The sequence below is a fragment of the Spirochaetota bacterium genome (assembly GCA_035477215.1).
GTDB lineage: Bacteria > Spirochaetota > UBA4802 > UBA4802 > UBA5368 > MVZN01.
The window spans coordinates 18,188-35,140 of the sequence record DATIKU010000053.1 but is presented as its reverse complement, the minus strand read 5'-3'; the positions used below and the strand labels follow the sequence as shown (position 1 = coordinate 35,140).

13 protein-coding genes are annotated in these 16,953 nt (G+C 57.9%); 7 read left to right on the top strand and 6 right to left on the bottom strand.

What is annotated here, in order from left to right:
* The first annotated feature begins 109 nt into the window (after positions 1-109).
* The gene (tkt, locus tag VLM75_12890) at positions 110-2,098 is read left to right on the top strand and encodes a transketolase (GenBank protein HSV97812.1); all 1,989 of its coding nucleotides are present in this window, start codon (positions 110-112) and stop codon (positions 2,096-2,098) included.
* A gap of 191 nt (positions 2,099-2,289) precedes the next feature.
* Complete coding sequence (locus VLM75_12885; GenBank protein ID HSV97811.1) at positions 2,290-2,757, top strand: ATP-binding protein; 468 nt, start codon at positions 2,290-2,292, stop codon at positions 2,755-2,757.
* On the opposite strand, the gene VLM75_12880 is transcribed toward VLM75_12885, so the two are convergent.
* Both VLM75_12880 and VLM75_12875 read right to left on the bottom strand, forming a co-directional pair.
* Complete coding sequence (locus VLM75_12880; protein ID HSV97810.1) at positions 2,726-3,349, bottom strand: hypothetical protein; 624 nt, start codon at positions 3,347-3,349, stop codon at positions 2,726-2,728. The genes VLM75_12885 and VLM75_12880 overlap by 32 nt on opposite strands.
* A 137-nt stretch (positions 3,350-3,486) precedes the next feature.
* On the bottom strand, positions 3,487-3,753 hold the full coding sequence (locus VLM75_12875) for an ATP-binding protein (protein HSV97809.1): 267 nt from the start codon (positions 3,751-3,753) through the stop codon (positions 3,487-3,489).
* 296 nt (positions 3,754-4,049) lie between these two features.
* Between VLM75_12875 and VLM75_12870 the strand changes: the two genes are divergently transcribed.
* Positions 4,050-5,540: a helicase HerA-like domain-containing protein gene (locus VLM75_12870; protein ID HSV97808.1), complete on the top strand. Its 1,491-nt coding sequence runs from the start codon at positions 4,050-4,052 to the stop codon at positions 5,538-5,540.
* Positions 5,541-5,889: 349 nt separating this feature from the next.
* On the opposite strand, the gene VLM75_12865 is transcribed toward VLM75_12870, so the two are convergent.
* Positions 5,890-7,788, bottom strand: a complete 1,899-nt coding sequence (locus VLM75_12865; GenBank protein ID HSV97807.1) for a DUF4954 family protein — start codon at positions 7,786-7,788, stop codon at positions 5,890-5,892.
* A gap of 9 nt (positions 7,789-7,797) precedes the next feature.
* Positions 7,798-8,589, bottom strand: a complete 792-nt coding sequence (nagB, locus tag VLM75_12860; GenBank protein HSV97806.1) for a glucosamine-6-phosphate deaminase — start codon at positions 8,587-8,589, stop codon at positions 7,798-7,800.
* 132 nt (positions 8,590-8,721) lie between these two features.
* Between nagB and VLM75_12855 the strand changes: the two genes are divergently transcribed.
* From VLM75_12855 to VLM75_12845, 3 genes are all read left to right on the top strand, one after another.
* Positions 8,722-9,732, top strand: coding sequence for an NAD-dependent epimerase/dehydratase family protein (locus tag VLM75_12855; protein ID HSV97805.1), 1,011 nt, complete (start codon positions 8,722-8,724; stop codon positions 9,730-9,732).
* A 696-nt stretch (positions 9,733-10,428) separates the two neighbouring features.
* Positions 10,429-11,511 carry a 3-phosphoserine/phosphohydroxythreonine transaminase gene (gene serC / locus VLM75_12850; GenBank protein HSV97804.1) on the top strand — a complete coding sequence of 361 codons (1,083 nt, stop codon included), beginning with the start codon at positions 10,429-10,431 and terminating at the stop codon, positions 11,509-11,511.
* 24 nt (positions 11,512-11,535) lie between these two features.
* Entirely contained in the window at positions 11,536-12,699 is a 1,164-nt protein-coding gene (locus VLM75_12845) for a phosphoglycerate dehydrogenase (protein ID HSV97803.1), read from the top strand.
* A gap of 143 nt (positions 12,700-12,842) precedes the next feature.
* Here the strand turns inward: VLM75_12845 and eutC are convergent, their stop codons facing one another.
* Together eutC and VLM75_12835 are read right to left on the bottom strand one after the other, a co-directional pair.
* On the bottom strand, positions 12,843-13,661 hold the full coding sequence (eutC, locus tag VLM75_12840; GenBank protein HSV97802.1) for an ethanolamine ammonia-lyase subunit EutC: 819 nt from the start codon (positions 13,659-13,661) through the stop codon (positions 12,843-12,845).
* 42 nt (positions 13,662-13,703) lie between these two features.
* Positions 13,704-15,107, bottom strand: coding sequence for an ethanolamine ammonia-lyase subunit EutB (locus VLM75_12835; protein HSV97801.1), 1,404 nt, complete (start codon positions 15,105-15,107; stop codon positions 13,704-13,706).
* A 268-nt stretch (positions 15,108-15,375) separates the two neighbouring features.
* On the opposite strand from VLM75_12835, the gene VLM75_12830 reads away from it, so the two are divergent.
* Positions 15,376-16,941: an amidohydrolase gene (locus tag VLM75_12830; protein HSV97800.1), complete on the top strand. Its 1,566-nt coding sequence runs from the start codon at positions 15,376-15,378 to the stop codon at positions 16,939-16,941.
* Positions 16,942-16,953 lie beyond the last annotated feature (12 nt).

Here is a 16,953-nt window from a genome sequence, read left to right as displayed (position 1 = left end):
CACCGGTTGCAAACAGGCAAAAAATAAAATTCTGCTTTACGGCACGCGGCCGCGATGCGGTTTTTAAACGGTCGAATGGCGCCACCACTATCCCAAAAGGAGTTTCCCGATGAAGATCGCGAAAGACGAAATGCAGCTCGTAGCTACAACCATCCGTACGCTTGCCATGGACGGCGTTCAGAAAGCGAAGTCCGGGCACCCCGGCATGCCGATGGGATGCGCCGAAATAGCCGCAGTCCTCTGGCTGAAAGCGCTTAAGCATAGTCCGTCCGATCCGGCATGGCCGAACCGCGACCGCTTCGTACTCTCCGCCGGCCACGGCTCGATGCTTTTGTATTCCATGCTCCATCTGTCCGGGTATGATCTTTCTATCGACGACCTGAAAAGCTTTCGCCAGTGGGGAAGCCGGACGCCGGGGCATCCGGAATTCGGCCACACGCCGGGAGTGGAGACCACCACCGGCCCCCTGGGCCAGGGCGTGGCGAATGCCGTGGGTATGGCGCTGGCGCAGGAGCTGCTTCGCGCCGAATTCAACGGGGTGAATCCGGTCATCGATCATTTCATCTATGCTCTTGCCGGCGACGGCGACCTGATGGAGGGTGTTGCGTACGAGGCGGCCTCGCTTGCCGGTCACTGGGGCCTGGGCCGGCTTATCGTCATTTACGATTCCAACGAGATAACCATTGAAGGGTCGACAAACCTGGCCTTTTCCGAAGACGTGGCCGCACGGTTCACCGCGTGCGGATGGCATGTGCAAACGGCGGACGGGCACGACTGTGACGAGATTGAGGCGGCGCTCGCCGCCGCGCGCCGTGATACCGCCCGTCCGTCGCTTGTAATCGCTAAGACGCGCATCGCAAAGGGAAGCCCGGGAAGGGAGGGAAGCGAGGAATCGCACGGCGCACCGCTCGGCGAGGACGAAGTGAAGAAGGCCAAGGCGAACCTTGGCTGTGATCCCGACGGCACTTTCTGTGTCAATGAGAGGGTTTACGAAATCTTTGCCCGCAGACGCGGGGAGATCGAGGTCGAATACGATACATGGAAATCGATGTTCGGGAAAACCGTGACGGGGGCGCTGAAAAAACGTTGGGAGATTTTTTTCAGCGCCGTGGACGCGGACGCCCTGCGCGGTGCGCTTCCCGTTTTCGAAGCCGGTAAAAACATCGCCACGCGGAGCGCCGGCGGGAAAGTGCTCGAGGCGCTGTTTGGGGAGCTTCCCAACCTGGCAGGCGGTTCGGCGGACCTCGCCCCCAGCAACAAGTCGTTCGTGAAAGGGTTCGGCGAAACCGGCAGGGGCGCAATCGGCCGCAATATCCATTTCGGCATCCGCGAGCACGCGATGGGCGCAATCCAGAACGGTATCGCCTATTACGGCGGGTTTATTCCGTATTCGGCCACCTTCTTCGTCTTCATGGACTATATGCGGCCGCCGGTACGGCTTGCGGCGCTGGCGGGGCTGCGCTCAATCTATATATTTACGCACGATTCGTTTTTTGTGGGAGAGGACGGCCCAACCCACCAGCCGGTCGAGCAGCTCGCTGCTGCGCGCGCAATCCCGCGACTCTCGGTAATCCGACCGGCCGATGCCGAGGAGACCAGGGAGGCGTGGCTCGCAGCGCTTTCGGGAGATTCGCGGCCCACGGCCATTCTTCTTACACGGCAGGACATTCCCGTTCTCGAGCGCGGTACGGGCGGCGCGCTCGGCCTGCATCGCGGCGCCTACGTGTTATGGGACCCGAAGCGCGCGCTCGATATCCTCTTCCTTGCGAGCGGATCGGAGGTGCATATCGCGCTTGAGGCGGCGAAAGAGCTGGAGTCCGCCGGTATAGGTGCGCGTGTGGTCTCGTTCCCCTCGTGGGACCTGTTTGAAAAACAGCCGGAAAGCTATCGCCGGGGCGTTTTACCCGCGTCGGTTTCCCGGCGCGTCGTCGTTGAGGCGGGGATTTCCATGGGATGGGAGCGCTACGCGGGCGATGGTGCGCTGTACGTCACCCTCGAGCACTTCGGCGCTTCCGCACCGGCCGGGGTGCTCGCCGGGCGCTTCGGTTTTACGAAAGACACTATCGTGGCACGGGTTCGTTCATATCTCGGACGCTGAGTCTTTTCGTTCCGATGCCAGGCTCCCGGTTGCGAGGCCGGGAGCGGGTCATTCGTCCTGCGCCGCCGGCCCTCATTTGGTTTAAATCATTTAAACGTCGACAATTAATCTGATAATTTATATTTGCTCACTATACTGATTATTCAGCATCTTCCCGGCCGCGACCAAACGCCGGAAGGGCGGAAAAGGACATGAACAGGCAAAATGAAGGAATGACATACCCGTGCGGACGGGAGATACTGTCCATTTCGTTTCCAGGCCTCAGGGAGTCTACGGGTGGGGCGGTGGGCGCGGTCGTGCGAGCCGTGGCCGGGGCGGGGCTTTCGACCGTCATCGACAGGCAAAAGTTACATCTCGTTATCGACGAGGCGGTCACCAACGCCATGGAGCACGGTAACGGATGGGACCCGGCGAAGAAGGTTACCGTTGTCGTATCGCACGCGGCGGGACGTTTGCGCATAGCCATCGGCGACGAGGGCGGGGGTTTCAGGCCGGATGCGTGCACGCCGGCCACCGGCACACTGAAGAATCGCGGCAGGGGTCTGTCGCTCATGCGTCACTTCTGCGAGACGGCGTGGAACGATAAAGGCAACGTGGTGATATTGTATTTCGCGCTGATTGAAAAGCCTATGGCTTCCTGCGCTGTTCGTACTCCTTGAGGTATTCGTCGATCAGGCTCTTCGATCCGGCCGGCTCTTCCCTCGGCACCGGTTTCATCTTTCCCGATAGCGCAGCGCCGATTTTCCTGAACGGGAAGCTTACTACGATCCATACCGCTCCGAGCACGGTTGAAATAATCTCCAGAAGCTTTTTAAATATGGAACCGCGCGCACCGGCCGCATGTTTGCGAACGCTGGTGAGCGGCGCTGCGATTGATTGTTTCGCCGCGGAAACGGCACTCGCCACGCCCTGTGATACGGCCACCGCGGTCTGCCGCCCGTACGCTGCGGGAATGGGGTTGTGCAGGTCTTTAATGTAGACCCTGCCGGGCTGGTAGGGTACGCTTGTGGGAAGCTTCCGCCAGAAGAAAAGAGTGGCCTCGGATTCGGTGAGCTTGTCGATTATGAATATTATCAGATAATAGACGTACATGAAAATATTGAAGAATATCAGGAAGAACGCCTGCCATATGTCGTAAAAAGCCCACCAGAGCTCGATCAACATTTTGAAGAAATCGACGATCTTATAAAAAAAATTGAAGAAGTTGTCGCTTGCGTTGATGGAGAACTGACGCACCAGCCTGTAATTCATGTCTTACCTCGAAACGGACGATTGGAGCGGGGCCTGGTTAAGGAGCCCGCCGTACCGTGTTGAACCTGCACGAGTGTAGGGCTGCGGCGGGGTGTTGTCAAGATATTTTAGATGGAGTGACTTGATGAACAATAAGTTTATTCCCTGAATTCGATTATATACCGTATTCCGCCCTGCCGTTCAATACGGATCGTGCCGCCATGCCGTTCCGCCGGCATGCCAACGAGCTGCATGCCAAATATGGTCGAATTTTCAAGGGTGACCGATCCGGGTATGCCGGGTCCGTTGTCCTCGAACTCGATGAGCACCGCGCCGCTCCTTTCGGTCGTCGAAAATCGCAGAAGCGCGTTCTCGCGGCCGCCCACGGCGTATTTCATCGCGTTGGTGATCGGCTCGTTTATTATTATGCCAAGGGTGGACGCGGTCTTCGCGCCGACCGTTATTTCACCAAGGTCGGTCTCGATTCTTACCGCTTCGGCGTTGTTTTCCCGATCACCTCTCGTGCCGAGAATCCGGTGATCTCCTCATATCGGGGAAACTCATGGGCCTCCCGTGTCCGTCGGGATCGTTGCCCGTTTGCCACGCGGACGTAAAATAAATTGGATTGCAAAATCATTTTATTTATGATCTGCTCGATGTTCCAGTGGGGGAAGGATATACATGATATGGAGTCACCAGTCGCAATACCGGGAGGGAAAGGATGAGCGATAATAAAATCCTGATGGGGCAGGGCAAAGCAAAGGCATTTCTCGAGCCGTCGATGGCGAACCGCCACGGGCTCATAACCGGGGCGACCGGGACGGGGAAGACGGTCACCCTGCAGATGATGGCCGAGGTCTTTTCCGAAATAGGGGTTCCCGTTTTCGTCGCCGACATAAAGGGCGATATCGCCGGACTCAGCCAGGCCGGAAAGACGCATGAAAAAATCGAAGAGCGGGTAAAGATGATGGGGATGGTGGATTTCGCCTACCGTGCGAACCCCGTCGAGTTGTGGGACCTGTACCGGAAAAAGGGCCTGCCCATGCGCGCCACGGCGAGCGACATGGGCCCCGACCTCTGGTCGCGCCTGCTCGAGCTCTCCGAGGCCCAGAGCACGACAATGAGCCTTCTCTTCGAGATGGCCGACGACGCGGGCCTGCTGTTGCTCGACATGAAAGACCTCAAGGCGGCCCTTCAGCACCTTGCGGACAATGCGGATTCAATTTCGGCCGAATACGGCCAGATATCCAAGCAGACCGTCCAGACCATACAACGCAAGCTCCTGCCGCTCGAGCAGCAGGGCGGCGAGGTTTTTTTCGGCGAGCCCGACCTCGATATCAACGATCTCATCAAGCATGACGGCAAGGGGCGCGGTGTGATCAACATCATATCCGCGGAGGAGCTGGTGCTGCACCCGGTGCTTTACTCGACCTTCCTGCTGTGGCTGCTGTCGGAGCTCTTCGAGGAGCTCCCCGAGCGCGGTGACGCCGACAAACCATTGCTGGTTTTCTTTTTCGACGAGGCGCACCTTCTGTTCAACGACGCGCCAAAAGCGCTCGTGAAGAAGATCGAGCAGGTTGTGCGGCTCATCCGCTCGAAGGGCGTTGGCGTATATTTCGTCACCCAGAGCCCGCTCGACATACCCGAGGAGGTGCTGGGGCAGCTTGGCAACCGCGTGCAACACGCGTTGCGCGCGTTCACGCCGAAGGATCAGAGGGCGGTAAGGTCGGCCGCGGAGACCTTCCGGGCCAATCCCGATATCGATACCGGCAAGGCCATCACCGAGCTGGGCGTGGGCGAGGCGCTGGCGAGCTTCCTCGATCCGAAGGGGGTCCCCGGGATGGTGGAGCGTGTGTTTGTGCGCCCGCCGGGCTGCCGCCTGGGGGTCATCACCGATGAAGAGCGCAAGGACCTCCTGAAATCGTCAAAGCTGAGAGGCAAATACGAAAAGGATATCGACCGCGAGTCGGCCTACGAGATTCTGGCAAAGAAGGCGGAGAAGCGCGTCAAAACAGAAGAGCCGGAAGAGGACGGGGAAGCCGGCGGGGTCGGGAAGAAACCGGCCGCCGCCAAAGGACGCGGCAGACAGACCGTGGCCGAGAGCTTTACAAAGGGCATGGCGCGAAGTATCGGAAGCACGCTCGGCAGGCAGATAGCCGGCAAGGCCGGCGCACGGCTGGTGCGGGGAATTCTGGGCAGTATTCTTCGTTAGCATGCGGCGAACCGGACGGCCCGGCGTTGCCGTGTGCCAGAACGACGACTCCGCCCTTCCGGGGGCCGCTGACATCGTTGTGCGTCATCCCGTCGGAGAGCTTCATGAGTTTAGGTCCGGGCCCTTTTCGGACATTATCGGTGAGGTCCTTTGCCTCGAGGTTCCCCGCAGGAAAGGGAAGAAGTGCGAGAACGAGCGCCGTGCCGGGCAATGGCGCTTTTTTCGCCCGTCCTTCCTGTCCTGTTGTGATATTGTTTCGCTTTCTTTGGCATTAAAACGGCAGTGATAATTCAATTTTTCCAGTGATTTTTTCCCGTAAAGAAGGGGCCTCGAAGAACAGATGCGTATCCTACCACTTTGATTCTCCCATAAGCTTTTCTATTTCCCCGATGCTCCTCTTCATCGATTCCCCGGCTTCACGGATAAAACCGTCATCTTCGGCCTTAACGTTTATGTGATCATAATCGTCGATGATGCGCCTTCCCCTTATGTCGTCCTTTTCTTTCGACTGAATTGTATTCTTCAACACGGTTTGGTGGAATTGGATCAGCCTGGACATGTTGTCTCTGGGGCCTGCCCTGTCGAATTGTTCCGATGTAAGAATGTCGCGCACGAACTCCCATTCAGTGTTGTCGGAATCGGGTTCGTATACGGAGGCAGGGCCTTTTTTAAGGGCAAGGTCCTTCGACAGCTTCTCCATGAGGGCCAGCAGGGCATAATACTGGATGAAAAATGAGTATGTATGAATACCTTCCCTCCTGCTTTTCTCGGTCATGAAGTTTTTCCCCGCACCGGCAATATCATCAGAGGTATAGGTTTCTTTAATTTCGGCAATACCCGCGAGGGACTCCCTGGCCGAGATCATTTTTTTGACCGTATCCGGGCGAAACACTTTGAAATTAAATTCCGTCCGTCGGGCCTTATTCCTTTTTTTGAATTTGCCCTCATTTCTGAGAATGGCGTAAAGGTTGTGTGCGAGGACCCATCCGGGGAATAGCTCGTTATAGGGTTCTGGAATCCCTGCCGGGCGGCTCTCCGGTTTTGCTATTAATGAAAAGGGAAACTCCACCTTCTGGGGAAGGGTAACGACCGCGGTGGCGATTACCGAGTAGGGCGAATTGACGTAATTCGCGGGGAATTTAACATTGACCCCGAGGCCGAAAAAAAGTCCTTCTCCGCACCAGATCTCCTGGTCCGGAGCCCTGGATGTGTGGTTGGAACCGATGTTTGCGCCGTATCCGATATTGCCTTTCCCCTCGGGCCACAGCGCGGCGATAAGCATCGACTGATGATGGAATCCGACGAAGGGGCCGATGAGGGAGGAGGTTACTTCGCCCTCGGCTATGCCCGAATTGGGGCCTATTATGCTGTTGGTCGCCTTCCCGTGTCTTTCGACGTGCGAGTGTTCGGTCAGGATGGAGTTTTCGACGATGGCCATCGAGGTGACTTTACAACCCCACTGCACGCAGGAATTTCTGACGATGGAACCATGGCTGATGGTGGTTTCTTCTCCGGGAGAGCCAAGGACGGTGCAGTTCTCCACCAACGTCGCTCCGTCAATGTTGACGTCGCCTCCTATGTACGAGTCCTTGATTATGGAAGTGGAGGCTACCCTCGCATTTGCCCCCACCACGCCGTGGAGAAGCGTGCAGCGCGACATGTATGACTCGATAAAGTTCGCATAACTGCGCTGCAGTTCGGGATTATTTCTGTTTCTCAACACCGCTTCGGCGACGGGGATGGTCATCTCGGCATAGGATGCTATCTCCCTGCCCCCGGTTTCATTCCCGATGGTAATAGTGCTCCCGTTGCCGAAACCCCGCTTTCCCGAAGCCGACAGCTCTTTGACCTGGAATATGACCGCGTTGTTCCCGATATGGTAGTTCGCGATGATTCCGACGTCACGGATGAGGCAGTTGTCGCTGATTGTCGATCCAATTACCATGCTGTTGTAAATGCCGGCGCGGTGGGTAATCGAAGCGCGAATGTTCAGATCGATTTTATCGAAACGTCCGATAAGGCATTCGCCGGCAAAGGTCGAATCGAATATTGACTCCGGAGTGAATCCTTCACAAACGCGGACCAGTTCCCATTCGCGGGAGCGGTTCCCCTGGTTTTGAAGTTGCGTGATTTCATTGTCCGTAAGCATGCGGAAAGAAGAACCGTCGCCATTTTGTATTGCGAGAATGGAAGCGATGAACGGTGAACGCGCAATAACGTTATCAAGCGTCTTAATGATTGCATTCATGGATACGCCTTACCGGCCGATTTTTTTATGGATGAGCTGCTTGTTATTCTTGACCCAGTTGTAATATTCCCGTCTCTGGAGCTTCGAGGCGGCCTCCTCGTCGAGAACAACCGTTACGTGGGAGTGAAGCTGCAGGGCCGATGCGGTTATCTGGCTGGTGACGGGGCCTTCAATAAACTGGGCGCATACTTCGGCCTTTTTGAGGCCGTTGGCGACAAGGAGTATTTTGCGGGCGTCCAGTATTGTCCCGACCCCCATGGTGATGGCGAACCTGGGGACTTCATCAATGCTGCTGAAAAAGCGCGAGTTGTCCTCGATGGTACTGCTCACCAGCGCCTTCACCCTTGTACGGCTTGCCAGGGAGGAGCCGGGCTCATTGAAGGCGATATGGCCGTCTCTTCCGATTCCCAGCACCTGAAGATCGATTCCTCCCGCCTCGTGTATCTTCCGCTCGTACCAGGCGCAAAATTCCTCCGGGTCTTCGGTATTGCCCTGCGGCACGTATTCATTGGCGGGTATCGTGTTGATGTGTTTGAATAAATGCTCCTGCATGAAGAAGTTGTAGCTGTTGGGATGCAGGGGGGCAAGCCCGTGATATTCGTCAAGGTTGAAGGACTTGATCTTGGAAAAATCCAGACCTTCCTCCCTGTGGAGTCGCACGAGTTCCTTATAGGTGCCCAGGGGAGTGTCCCCCGTGGCGAGGCCGAGGACGGAGTCGTGCTTTTTCCTGATTTGCGATGCTATAATGTCCGCCGAAATCTTGCTCATTTCCTCATAATTCCGCGCGATGATAATTTCCATTGGTTTCCACCCTGAGTTTTAAGGTGTACTATTTTTTATTATAATGGGTAGTCTATGTTTGAAAACGATTAGTCAATCATAAAATTATTTGAGAGCGCACCCGGTTCGCCCCGGCAGTTCATTGTGATTGACATGCCATCCTCCGACTGCTATCATGCTTTCATGAAAATCCTTGTTACCGGCGCGTCAGGCTTCCTCGGCACGAACATCGTGCATGAATGCTTAAAGAAAAAGCACACCGTCCGGGCCTTCTCCCTCCCTGGTTCCGAAACATCATATATCGAGCGCAGGGGTGTCGAGCCGGCTTTCGGCGATGTGGCCGACGCGGACGCCGTCGCGCGCGCCGTAAAGGGCGTCGACGCGGTGATCCACGCCGCGGGCGACACAAGCTTCTGGAAGAAGCGTTTCGGGCGCCAGCGCATGACCAATGTGGACGGAGTGCGCGCCGTCATGGAGGCGGCGCACGCGGCGAGGGTAAAGCGCGTGGTACACACCAGCACCGTCGATTCGCTCGGATACAACCCGGAAGGACTCGCCGACGAGGAGTGGGGCTCGTATAACTACGGCGGGACAGGCTATAATTACGCCGATACCAAGAGGGAGGGCGAGCGCCTGGCCCTCTCGTACGTAGCGAAGGGACTGAAGGTCGTGGTGATAAACCCCGGTAGCATGATCGGCCCCTTCGACCACACCCTGCAGTTTGGGCGCCTCTTCATGGACCTGCGCGACGGCAAAGTGCCCGCCGTGCTTCCCGGCGGCGCGCCGTGGGCGCACGTGCGCGAAGTGGCCCGCGCGCACGTTATGGCCCTTACGAAGGGCAGGCCCGGCGAGCGTTACATCTGCGGCGGGGTGAACGAAACCTACCGGCGCGTCTTCGCGGTCATCGCCGCCTCGGTCGGGGCGCGCCCGCCGCGCTTCACCATGAGCCCGTGGATGACCGTAGCGTACGGATATCTAATGGAGTTCATCGCGAATTTCACCGGAAAGCCCCCGGAGCTCAATCCCGGACAGGCGCGCTACATGTCCGTCTTCCCGAAGTACGACTCGTCGAAGGCGGAGCGCGAACTCGGCTTTAAAATCGTCTCCATCGAGGAGATGGTGGCCGACGCGGGACGGTGGTACGCGGAGAACGGATTTTTATGATCGGAAGGCCGGAATCGTTTTTTCTGATGAGTGCTGGTGGAAACTGGATCGACCTTGTCTGACGATATCGCGGTCTTCCGGATTGGACCGATGATCATCCCGTTATAATACTTGGGAATTCAGTGACCAAATCCGGTCGGGTTTTTTTAAGGAATAAAATCCACGGGACGGGGCCGCCGGGCATACGGCACGGCATACCTTTTGTCAATTCCATTGGGCCGGCTGATTTGCCCTCTGTGGAAAGGGCTGTCGTATCCCGGTTTCATCCGAGCCCGAAATTACCGTGGCGCCAGAGTGTGGTGTGGATCGAAAATATCCGAAATAACGGCATGACGATGGCAGTATTTTGCCCGCACCGAGTAAAAATAGTTGACTATATGACCGGGGGTGAATGGATATTAGTTTTTGTTGATGAAAGGTCGTTCTATACGGTCCAGGGATATGTTGGGAGTGCCGGTATTCCACGGGTGTCGGGTGCGTCGGAGAGACTTTGTCGAGTACAGTTTGCATTGTCTGCGGCATACCACGAAACGAGGAAACCCCGGACCAGAGGTTTCCTCGTTTTGAAGGCATATAATCAGAAATTGATTTGTTGTATGACTGGTTAATGCGGCTTTTTCCCTCCGCCTGCGGCCGGGGGATGCCCCCAGGTTTTGCGACAGGTCTACTGTCAATTTATGGTAAGGAGTGTACAATATGGCCAGAGTGTATAATTTCTCGGCGGGGCCCGCCGCCCTTCCGGAAGAGGTTTTGAAAAAGGCCGCCGGCGAACTGGTGGAGTATGGCGCGTCCGGGATGTCGGTTATGGAGATGAGCCACCGGTCGCCTGACTATGACGCCATTATCAAGGGGGCTGAATCGTCGTTGAGGGAAATAATGAATATTCCCGACACCTACGAGGTCCTTTTTCTTCAGGGCGGGGCCTCGAGCCAGTTCGCCATGGTGCCCGTAAATCTGTTTGCAAAAAGTAAAAAAGCCGACCTGGTACATACCGGCGCATGGACCCAGAGGGCCATTGCCGAAGCGAAGAAGTACGGTACGGTCAACATTATCGCCTCTTCCGAGGATAAAAACTTTAATTACATTCCCGATCTCGATAAAAAATCATTCAGCGCGGATGCCGATTACTTTTATATATGTTCGAACAACACGATAGAGGGCACGAGGTACACCTCCTTCCCCGATACCGGCCCGGTGCCGCTGGTCGCCGACATGTCGTCAAACATACTTTCGGAGAAGGTCGATGTAAGCAGGTTCGGCATTATCTTTGCGGGAGCGCAGAAAAATATCGGACCCGCCGGCGTTACCGTCGTAATAATCAGAAAAGACCTGATCGGCAACGCCATGGAAATAACCCCGACCATGTTCAATTACAAGACCCATGCCGACGAGAAGTCCCTGTACAACACGCCTCCCACATACGGGATATACATAGCGAAACTGGTGTTTGAGCGGATAAAGGAAAAGGGCGGTATCCCGGCCATTGAGAAAATGAACAGGGAAAAGGCCGCGGTGCTCTATGATTATCTCGATGAGTCGAAAATGTTCAAGGGTACCGTGGTTAAAAAGGACAGGTCGCTCATGAACGTTCCATTTGTTACGGGCAACGATGAACTTGACAAAAAGTTCATCAAGGAAGCCGGGGCGATCGGTCTTGTCGAGCTAAAGGGACACCGCAGCGTCGGGGGAATGAGGGCGAGCATTTATAACGCCATGCCGGCCGAAGGGGTAACAAAGCTCGTCGGCTTCATGAAAAAGTTTGAGACTGAAAACAAATAAAAAGACAAACCAGGAAAGTGGCCTATGTATAAAATACAGACTCTGAATAAAATATCAGCGAAGGGCCTTGATCTGCTAAACCATGATCGCTACGAGTACGCCTCGGAGATAATCAATCCGGACGCGATTCTGGTGCGCAGCCAGGACATGCACTCCATGGAGTTTCCCGCGACGTTAAAGGCGATCGCCCGTGCGGGTGCCGGGGTGAACAACATCCCGGTTGAAAAGTGTTCGGCAAAAGGAATCGTGGTATTCAACACCCCCGGGGCCAATGCCAATGCCGTCAAAGAACTGGTGCTGCTCGCCATACTTCTTTCATCCCGCCGTATTTATCCGGGAATCTCCTGGGTTAAAAGCCAGGCCGGCAGCGGTGCCGACATAAAGGCGCTGGTGGAAAAGCACAAGTCGGCTTACGTGGGGCCCGAGATCAGGGGTAAAAGGCTCGGCGTAATCGGGCTGGGGGCCATCGGGGTCATGGTGGCCAACGACGCGGTCGCCCTGGGCATGGACGTATGGGGTTATGACCCGTACATATCGGTGGAATCGGCATGGGGAATGTCGAGGTCGGTAAAAAAATCGACGAGCCTCGACAGCCTGATATCGGAATCGGACTATATAACCCTGCACACTCCGCTGAATAAGGACACCCGCGAGATGATGAACGCGGGGAAATTCGGGATGATGAAAAAGGGGGCGCGCCTGATCAATTTCGCCCGGGGGGAGCTGGTCAGCCATGCCGATCTCAGGGAAGCCCTCTCGAACGGCACCGTGTCATTTTACGTGACCGATTTTCCCACCGATGACATCGTCATTATGGATAACGTGATTCCGGTACCCCATCTCGGGGCCTCGACCCCCGAGTCGGAGGAAAACTGCGCCATAATGGCGGTAAATCAGCTGGTCGATTTTCTTGAAAGCGGGAACATTCATAATTCGGTAAATTTTCCCGAGTGCGTACTTCCGTTTTCCGGCAAAAAGCGGCTGGTGGTCGCCAACCGCAATGTTCCCAACATGATCGGACAGATCACCCCTATGCTTGCAGAGCATAAAATTAATATCGCCGACATGCTCAACAAGAGCAAGGGAGATTATGCGTATAACATAATCGATGTTGACAACGGCGCCGACGAAACGGTGCTCGGACGGATTATGGGCATTGAAGGCGTATTGATGGCGCGGTTGATTTAGGCTGGTACCTGCCCCTGCGGCGAATCGCCCGTAATCCGAGTCCCGGAAGTGGCGGGCGGGCACACGCTCCCCTCCGTTCGTCGCCGTGATTGCAAGCTGATGCCGCCCGGTTCATGCCGGGCGGATTGATTGATCCATCGGAATTATTCCCCGCCGCCGAGTGCGTGCGAATCGCCCTGGAGCTCCCCCCCGATAGGCTGCTCGTCCTTAAGCGCAATTCCCGAAAGCCCGAGGCGGAGCGACTGCGTGATGAGATACATGAGCTTCGATACGCCGGCCTCGTACGACATGCCCTCCGGGCGCACGTTCGAAATGCAGTTGCGCCGCTCGTCGGTGGTGCCCGGCCGTGGCCCGAAGGTGAGATAAATTCCCATGCTGTCGGGGGAGCTTAAGCCCGGCCGCTCGCCGATAAGGATGACCGCGATGCGGGCGCCGAAGAGGGAGCCGACCTCGTCGGCGACCGCCACGCGCCCCTGGCGCACCAGGCATGCCGGCGCGGCGGAGAGACCGGCGCGGCGCAGCTCCGGGCAGAAGAGCTCCAGGAATGGCCGAAGGTTCCTCTCGATCGCGATGGCGGAGAGCCCTTCGCTTATTACGGGGGCGATATCATAAGCGGCGCCCGGCGCGCGGGAAGCGAGCAGGGCGGCCGATTCCTCCGAGAGCCGCCTCCCGAGATCGGGGCGCTTGAGGTACTCCGCGCGGTCGTGTGCCCTGCTATCGAGGAGGAGCGCGTCCGTTCCGGTGATACGCTCCATGTCGGTCTTCAGCCGCTCGTAGTCGAGCGCCGTGTACACCGCGTCCTTCGCGCGCGCGTGCGCGAGGCGGAAGCGGAGGAGCTCTCCCGTGGGCAATGACGCGCCGCAGCGCCCCAGGGCTATGCGCGCGCCGGTAAAGCGTTTCAGAGAATCCCAGGGATTGGGGATGACGGTTTGAGTTTTATTATTCTTTTCGTCCATGGTCATGGTTTTAACCGGATCTTTCCATCCGGATTCTCATTATAATCATCAATCTTTAATCTTAAAATCTTGAATCGCCTCCACTCCTTCCAGCAACCTGTTGCCTGGCCGAAGCTCCGCCGGGACGAGCCGCTCGTCGAAAATCCCCATGCGCTTGAGCCAGTCCTCAAACTCGGGAGCGGGGCGCAGGCCCAGCGCTGCGCGCGCGTACAGCGCGTCGTGGAACGAGGTGCTCTGGTAGTTCAGCATGATATCGTCGGCCCCCGGCACGCCCATTATAAAATTGCAGCCGGCCACGCCGAGGAGCGTCAGCAGCGTATCCATGTCGTCCTGGTCGGCCTCGGCGTGGTTGGTGTAGCAGATGTCGACGCCCATGGGAAGGCCGAGAAGCTTGCCGCAGAAATGGTCCTCGAGGCCCGCGCGGATGATCTGTTTGCCGTCGTAGAGATATTCCGGGCCGATGAAGCCGACAACGGTGTTGACCAATAGGGGCTTAAAGGCGCGCGCGAGGCCGTAGGCGCGCGCCTCGAGCGTCTGCTGGTCGGCGTTGTGGTGCGCGCCGGCGGAGAGGGCGCTTCCCTGGCCGGTCTCGAAATACATGAAGTTGGAACCGACGCTCCCGCGCTTACACGACGCGCCCGCCTCGAATCCCTCGCGGAGCGTGGCGACGCTCACGCCGAAGCTCTCGTTCACCTTCTGCGTTCCGCCGATGGACTGAAAAACGAGGTCCACCGGCACGCCCTTTTCGATGGCCTTTATCGTCGTGGTGATGTGGGTGAGCACGCAGCCCTGTGTCGGTATGGCGAACCGGGTGATGATGCCGTCGAGGAGGCGCAGAAGCTCCGTCACCGAGCCGTAATTGTCCGAGGCGGGATTGATGCCGATGACCGCGTCGCCGCAGCCGTAAAAAAGCCCGTCCATGATCTGCGCGGCGATCGACTTGGGGTCGTCGACCGGATCGTTCGGCTGCAGGCGCACCGAGAGCCTCACCGGAAGGCCGATGGTGTTCCGGAACGCGGTGACGTTGCGTATCTTCGCGGCCGCGCGGATGAGGTCCTGGTTGCGCATGAGCTTGGAGACGGCCGCGGCCATCTCGGGCAGGATGCCGGGAGAGACCCGTTTGAGCGTGTCGCCGGTGGTCCCGTCGAGGAGGAGCCAGTTGCGGAACTCGCCCACGGTAAGCGATGAGATTTCGGCGAACGCGTCCCCGTCGTGCGCGTCGAGGGTGAGGCGCGTGACCTCGTCCTCGTCGTACGGAACGATCTCCTCGCGCAGGAAGTCCGACAGGTAAGCGTCGGCGAGCGCCATCTGCGCGGCCGCGCGCTCCTCGGCGCTTTCCGCGGCGACGCCGGCGAGCAGATCTCCCGAGCGCGCGGGAGAGGCCTTTGCCAGCAGGTCCTTCAGCGAGGTGAACGCGTATGTCCGCGCGCCTATGGTTTTTTTATATGACATGCTGTGTTCCGTCCGTGTCCTCGTTCATCGCGAGGGAAACGCCTGTGACGCGGCGGGCGCACGCGTCGAAGGCCATCATCACGAGTATGCGTTAAAAGGGGCGCCGACGCAATAAAAAATCCCCGCGCCCGTTGCGAGACCGAATTAATTAACATGGACACAATATCGAAACCGGTCCCGGCGCAATCGGGTGATTGACATCCACGGCGCGGGGTGTATGATGATCGTGAATGGTGTCGCGCAGTGCGGTACAAACGGGAGGTATCCGATGAATGTATACGAAGGGAGCATCATAAGCTGCGACGCGAAGAACAGCGTTCATCGCTTCTGCGTCGAGGACGCCGGGCGGATCGCCTTCGTCGGGAAGGACCTGCCCGAGCGCTACGCCGGCGCCGAACGGGTCGCGCTGGGGGAACGGGCGCTCCTTCCGGCCTTCGCCGACACGCACGTGCACTTCGCCTCCTTCGCCATATTCAACGCGGGCCTCGACATCCGCGGCGCCGCATCGATCGACGAGATGCGGCAGTCGATCGCCGAATTCGCCGCTGAGAACGACGATCCCCTCGTGATGGGATTCGGCGCATCGACGCACAGCGTAAAGGAAAAGCGCCTGCTTTCGCGCGCCGAGATCGACTCCGTATGCGCCGACCGGCCCGTCTTCCTGGTGAAGTACGACGGCCACGCCTGCATTCTCAACTCGAGGCTCATCGACATGCTTCCCGCGAGGATGCGCGCGCTGCGCGGCTTCCATGCCGACAGCGGCGAGATGAACCAGGAGGCGTTTTTCGCGTGTACGGACTTTGTCACGAAAAAGGTCTCGCTCATAAAAAACATCGGCGGGATGATCGACGCCGCGGACTTCATGGCCGCTCGCGGGATCGGCATGATCCACACGGTCTCGGGCGTCGGCTTTCCCCTGGACATGGACGTGGACCTGGAGCGCGCCTTCGCGCGCGGCGCGGCCGGCCCGCTGCAGATTCGGGTGTACTTTCAGACCATGGACGTGAAAAAGGCCACGCGGCGCAAGCTTCCCCGCATAGGGGGCTGCTTTGCGACGGCGCTTGACGGATGTTTCGGCTCGGTCGACGCCGCGATGAACCTTCCGTATACGAACGATCCCGGCAACCGCGGCGTGCTCTTCTATCCGGACGACGCCGTCATCGCCTTCACCAAAAAGGCCAACCGCGCCGGTCTGCAGATCGAGATGCACGCCATCGGCGACGCCGCCTTCGACCAGGCCGTGCGCGCCCTTACGGCCGCGCTGAAAGACTTCCCGCGCGACGACCATCGCCACACCATCATACACGCCTGCCTTCCCACCGCGGACGGCCTGAAGAAATGCGCGGACCTGGGGATCGCGCTGGCCATGCAGCCCGCCTTTATCCACTGGAACCTGGAGCCCCTGGAATACATCGAGGGGATCATGGGCGAGCGCGCCTACCGGCTTTCGCCGCTTCGGAAAATCGCCGACATGGGTATCGTGATGAGCGGCGGCTCCGACGCGCCCTGCACGCTTCCCGACCCGGTCTTCGGCATCTGGGCCGCGTGCAACCATTACGTCCCCGAACAGTCGCTCTCCGTGCAGGAGGCGCTCAAGCTCTTTACGATCAACGCGGCCTGGACGAGCTTCGATGAGAACGAGCGGGGGAGCATCGAGACGGGCAAGACGGCCGACATGGTGATCCTCAACAAGAATCCGCTCGCGATGAAGCCGAAGGATTTACTGAAGCTCAGGGTTGAATCGCTGATTCTTGAGGGGACGCCCTACGAGGGCGGACAGAGCGTGGGAAGCCTTTTATGGAACGGGCTGACGAAGCGGGGAAGGAAGATTTAACGGGACGGCGGA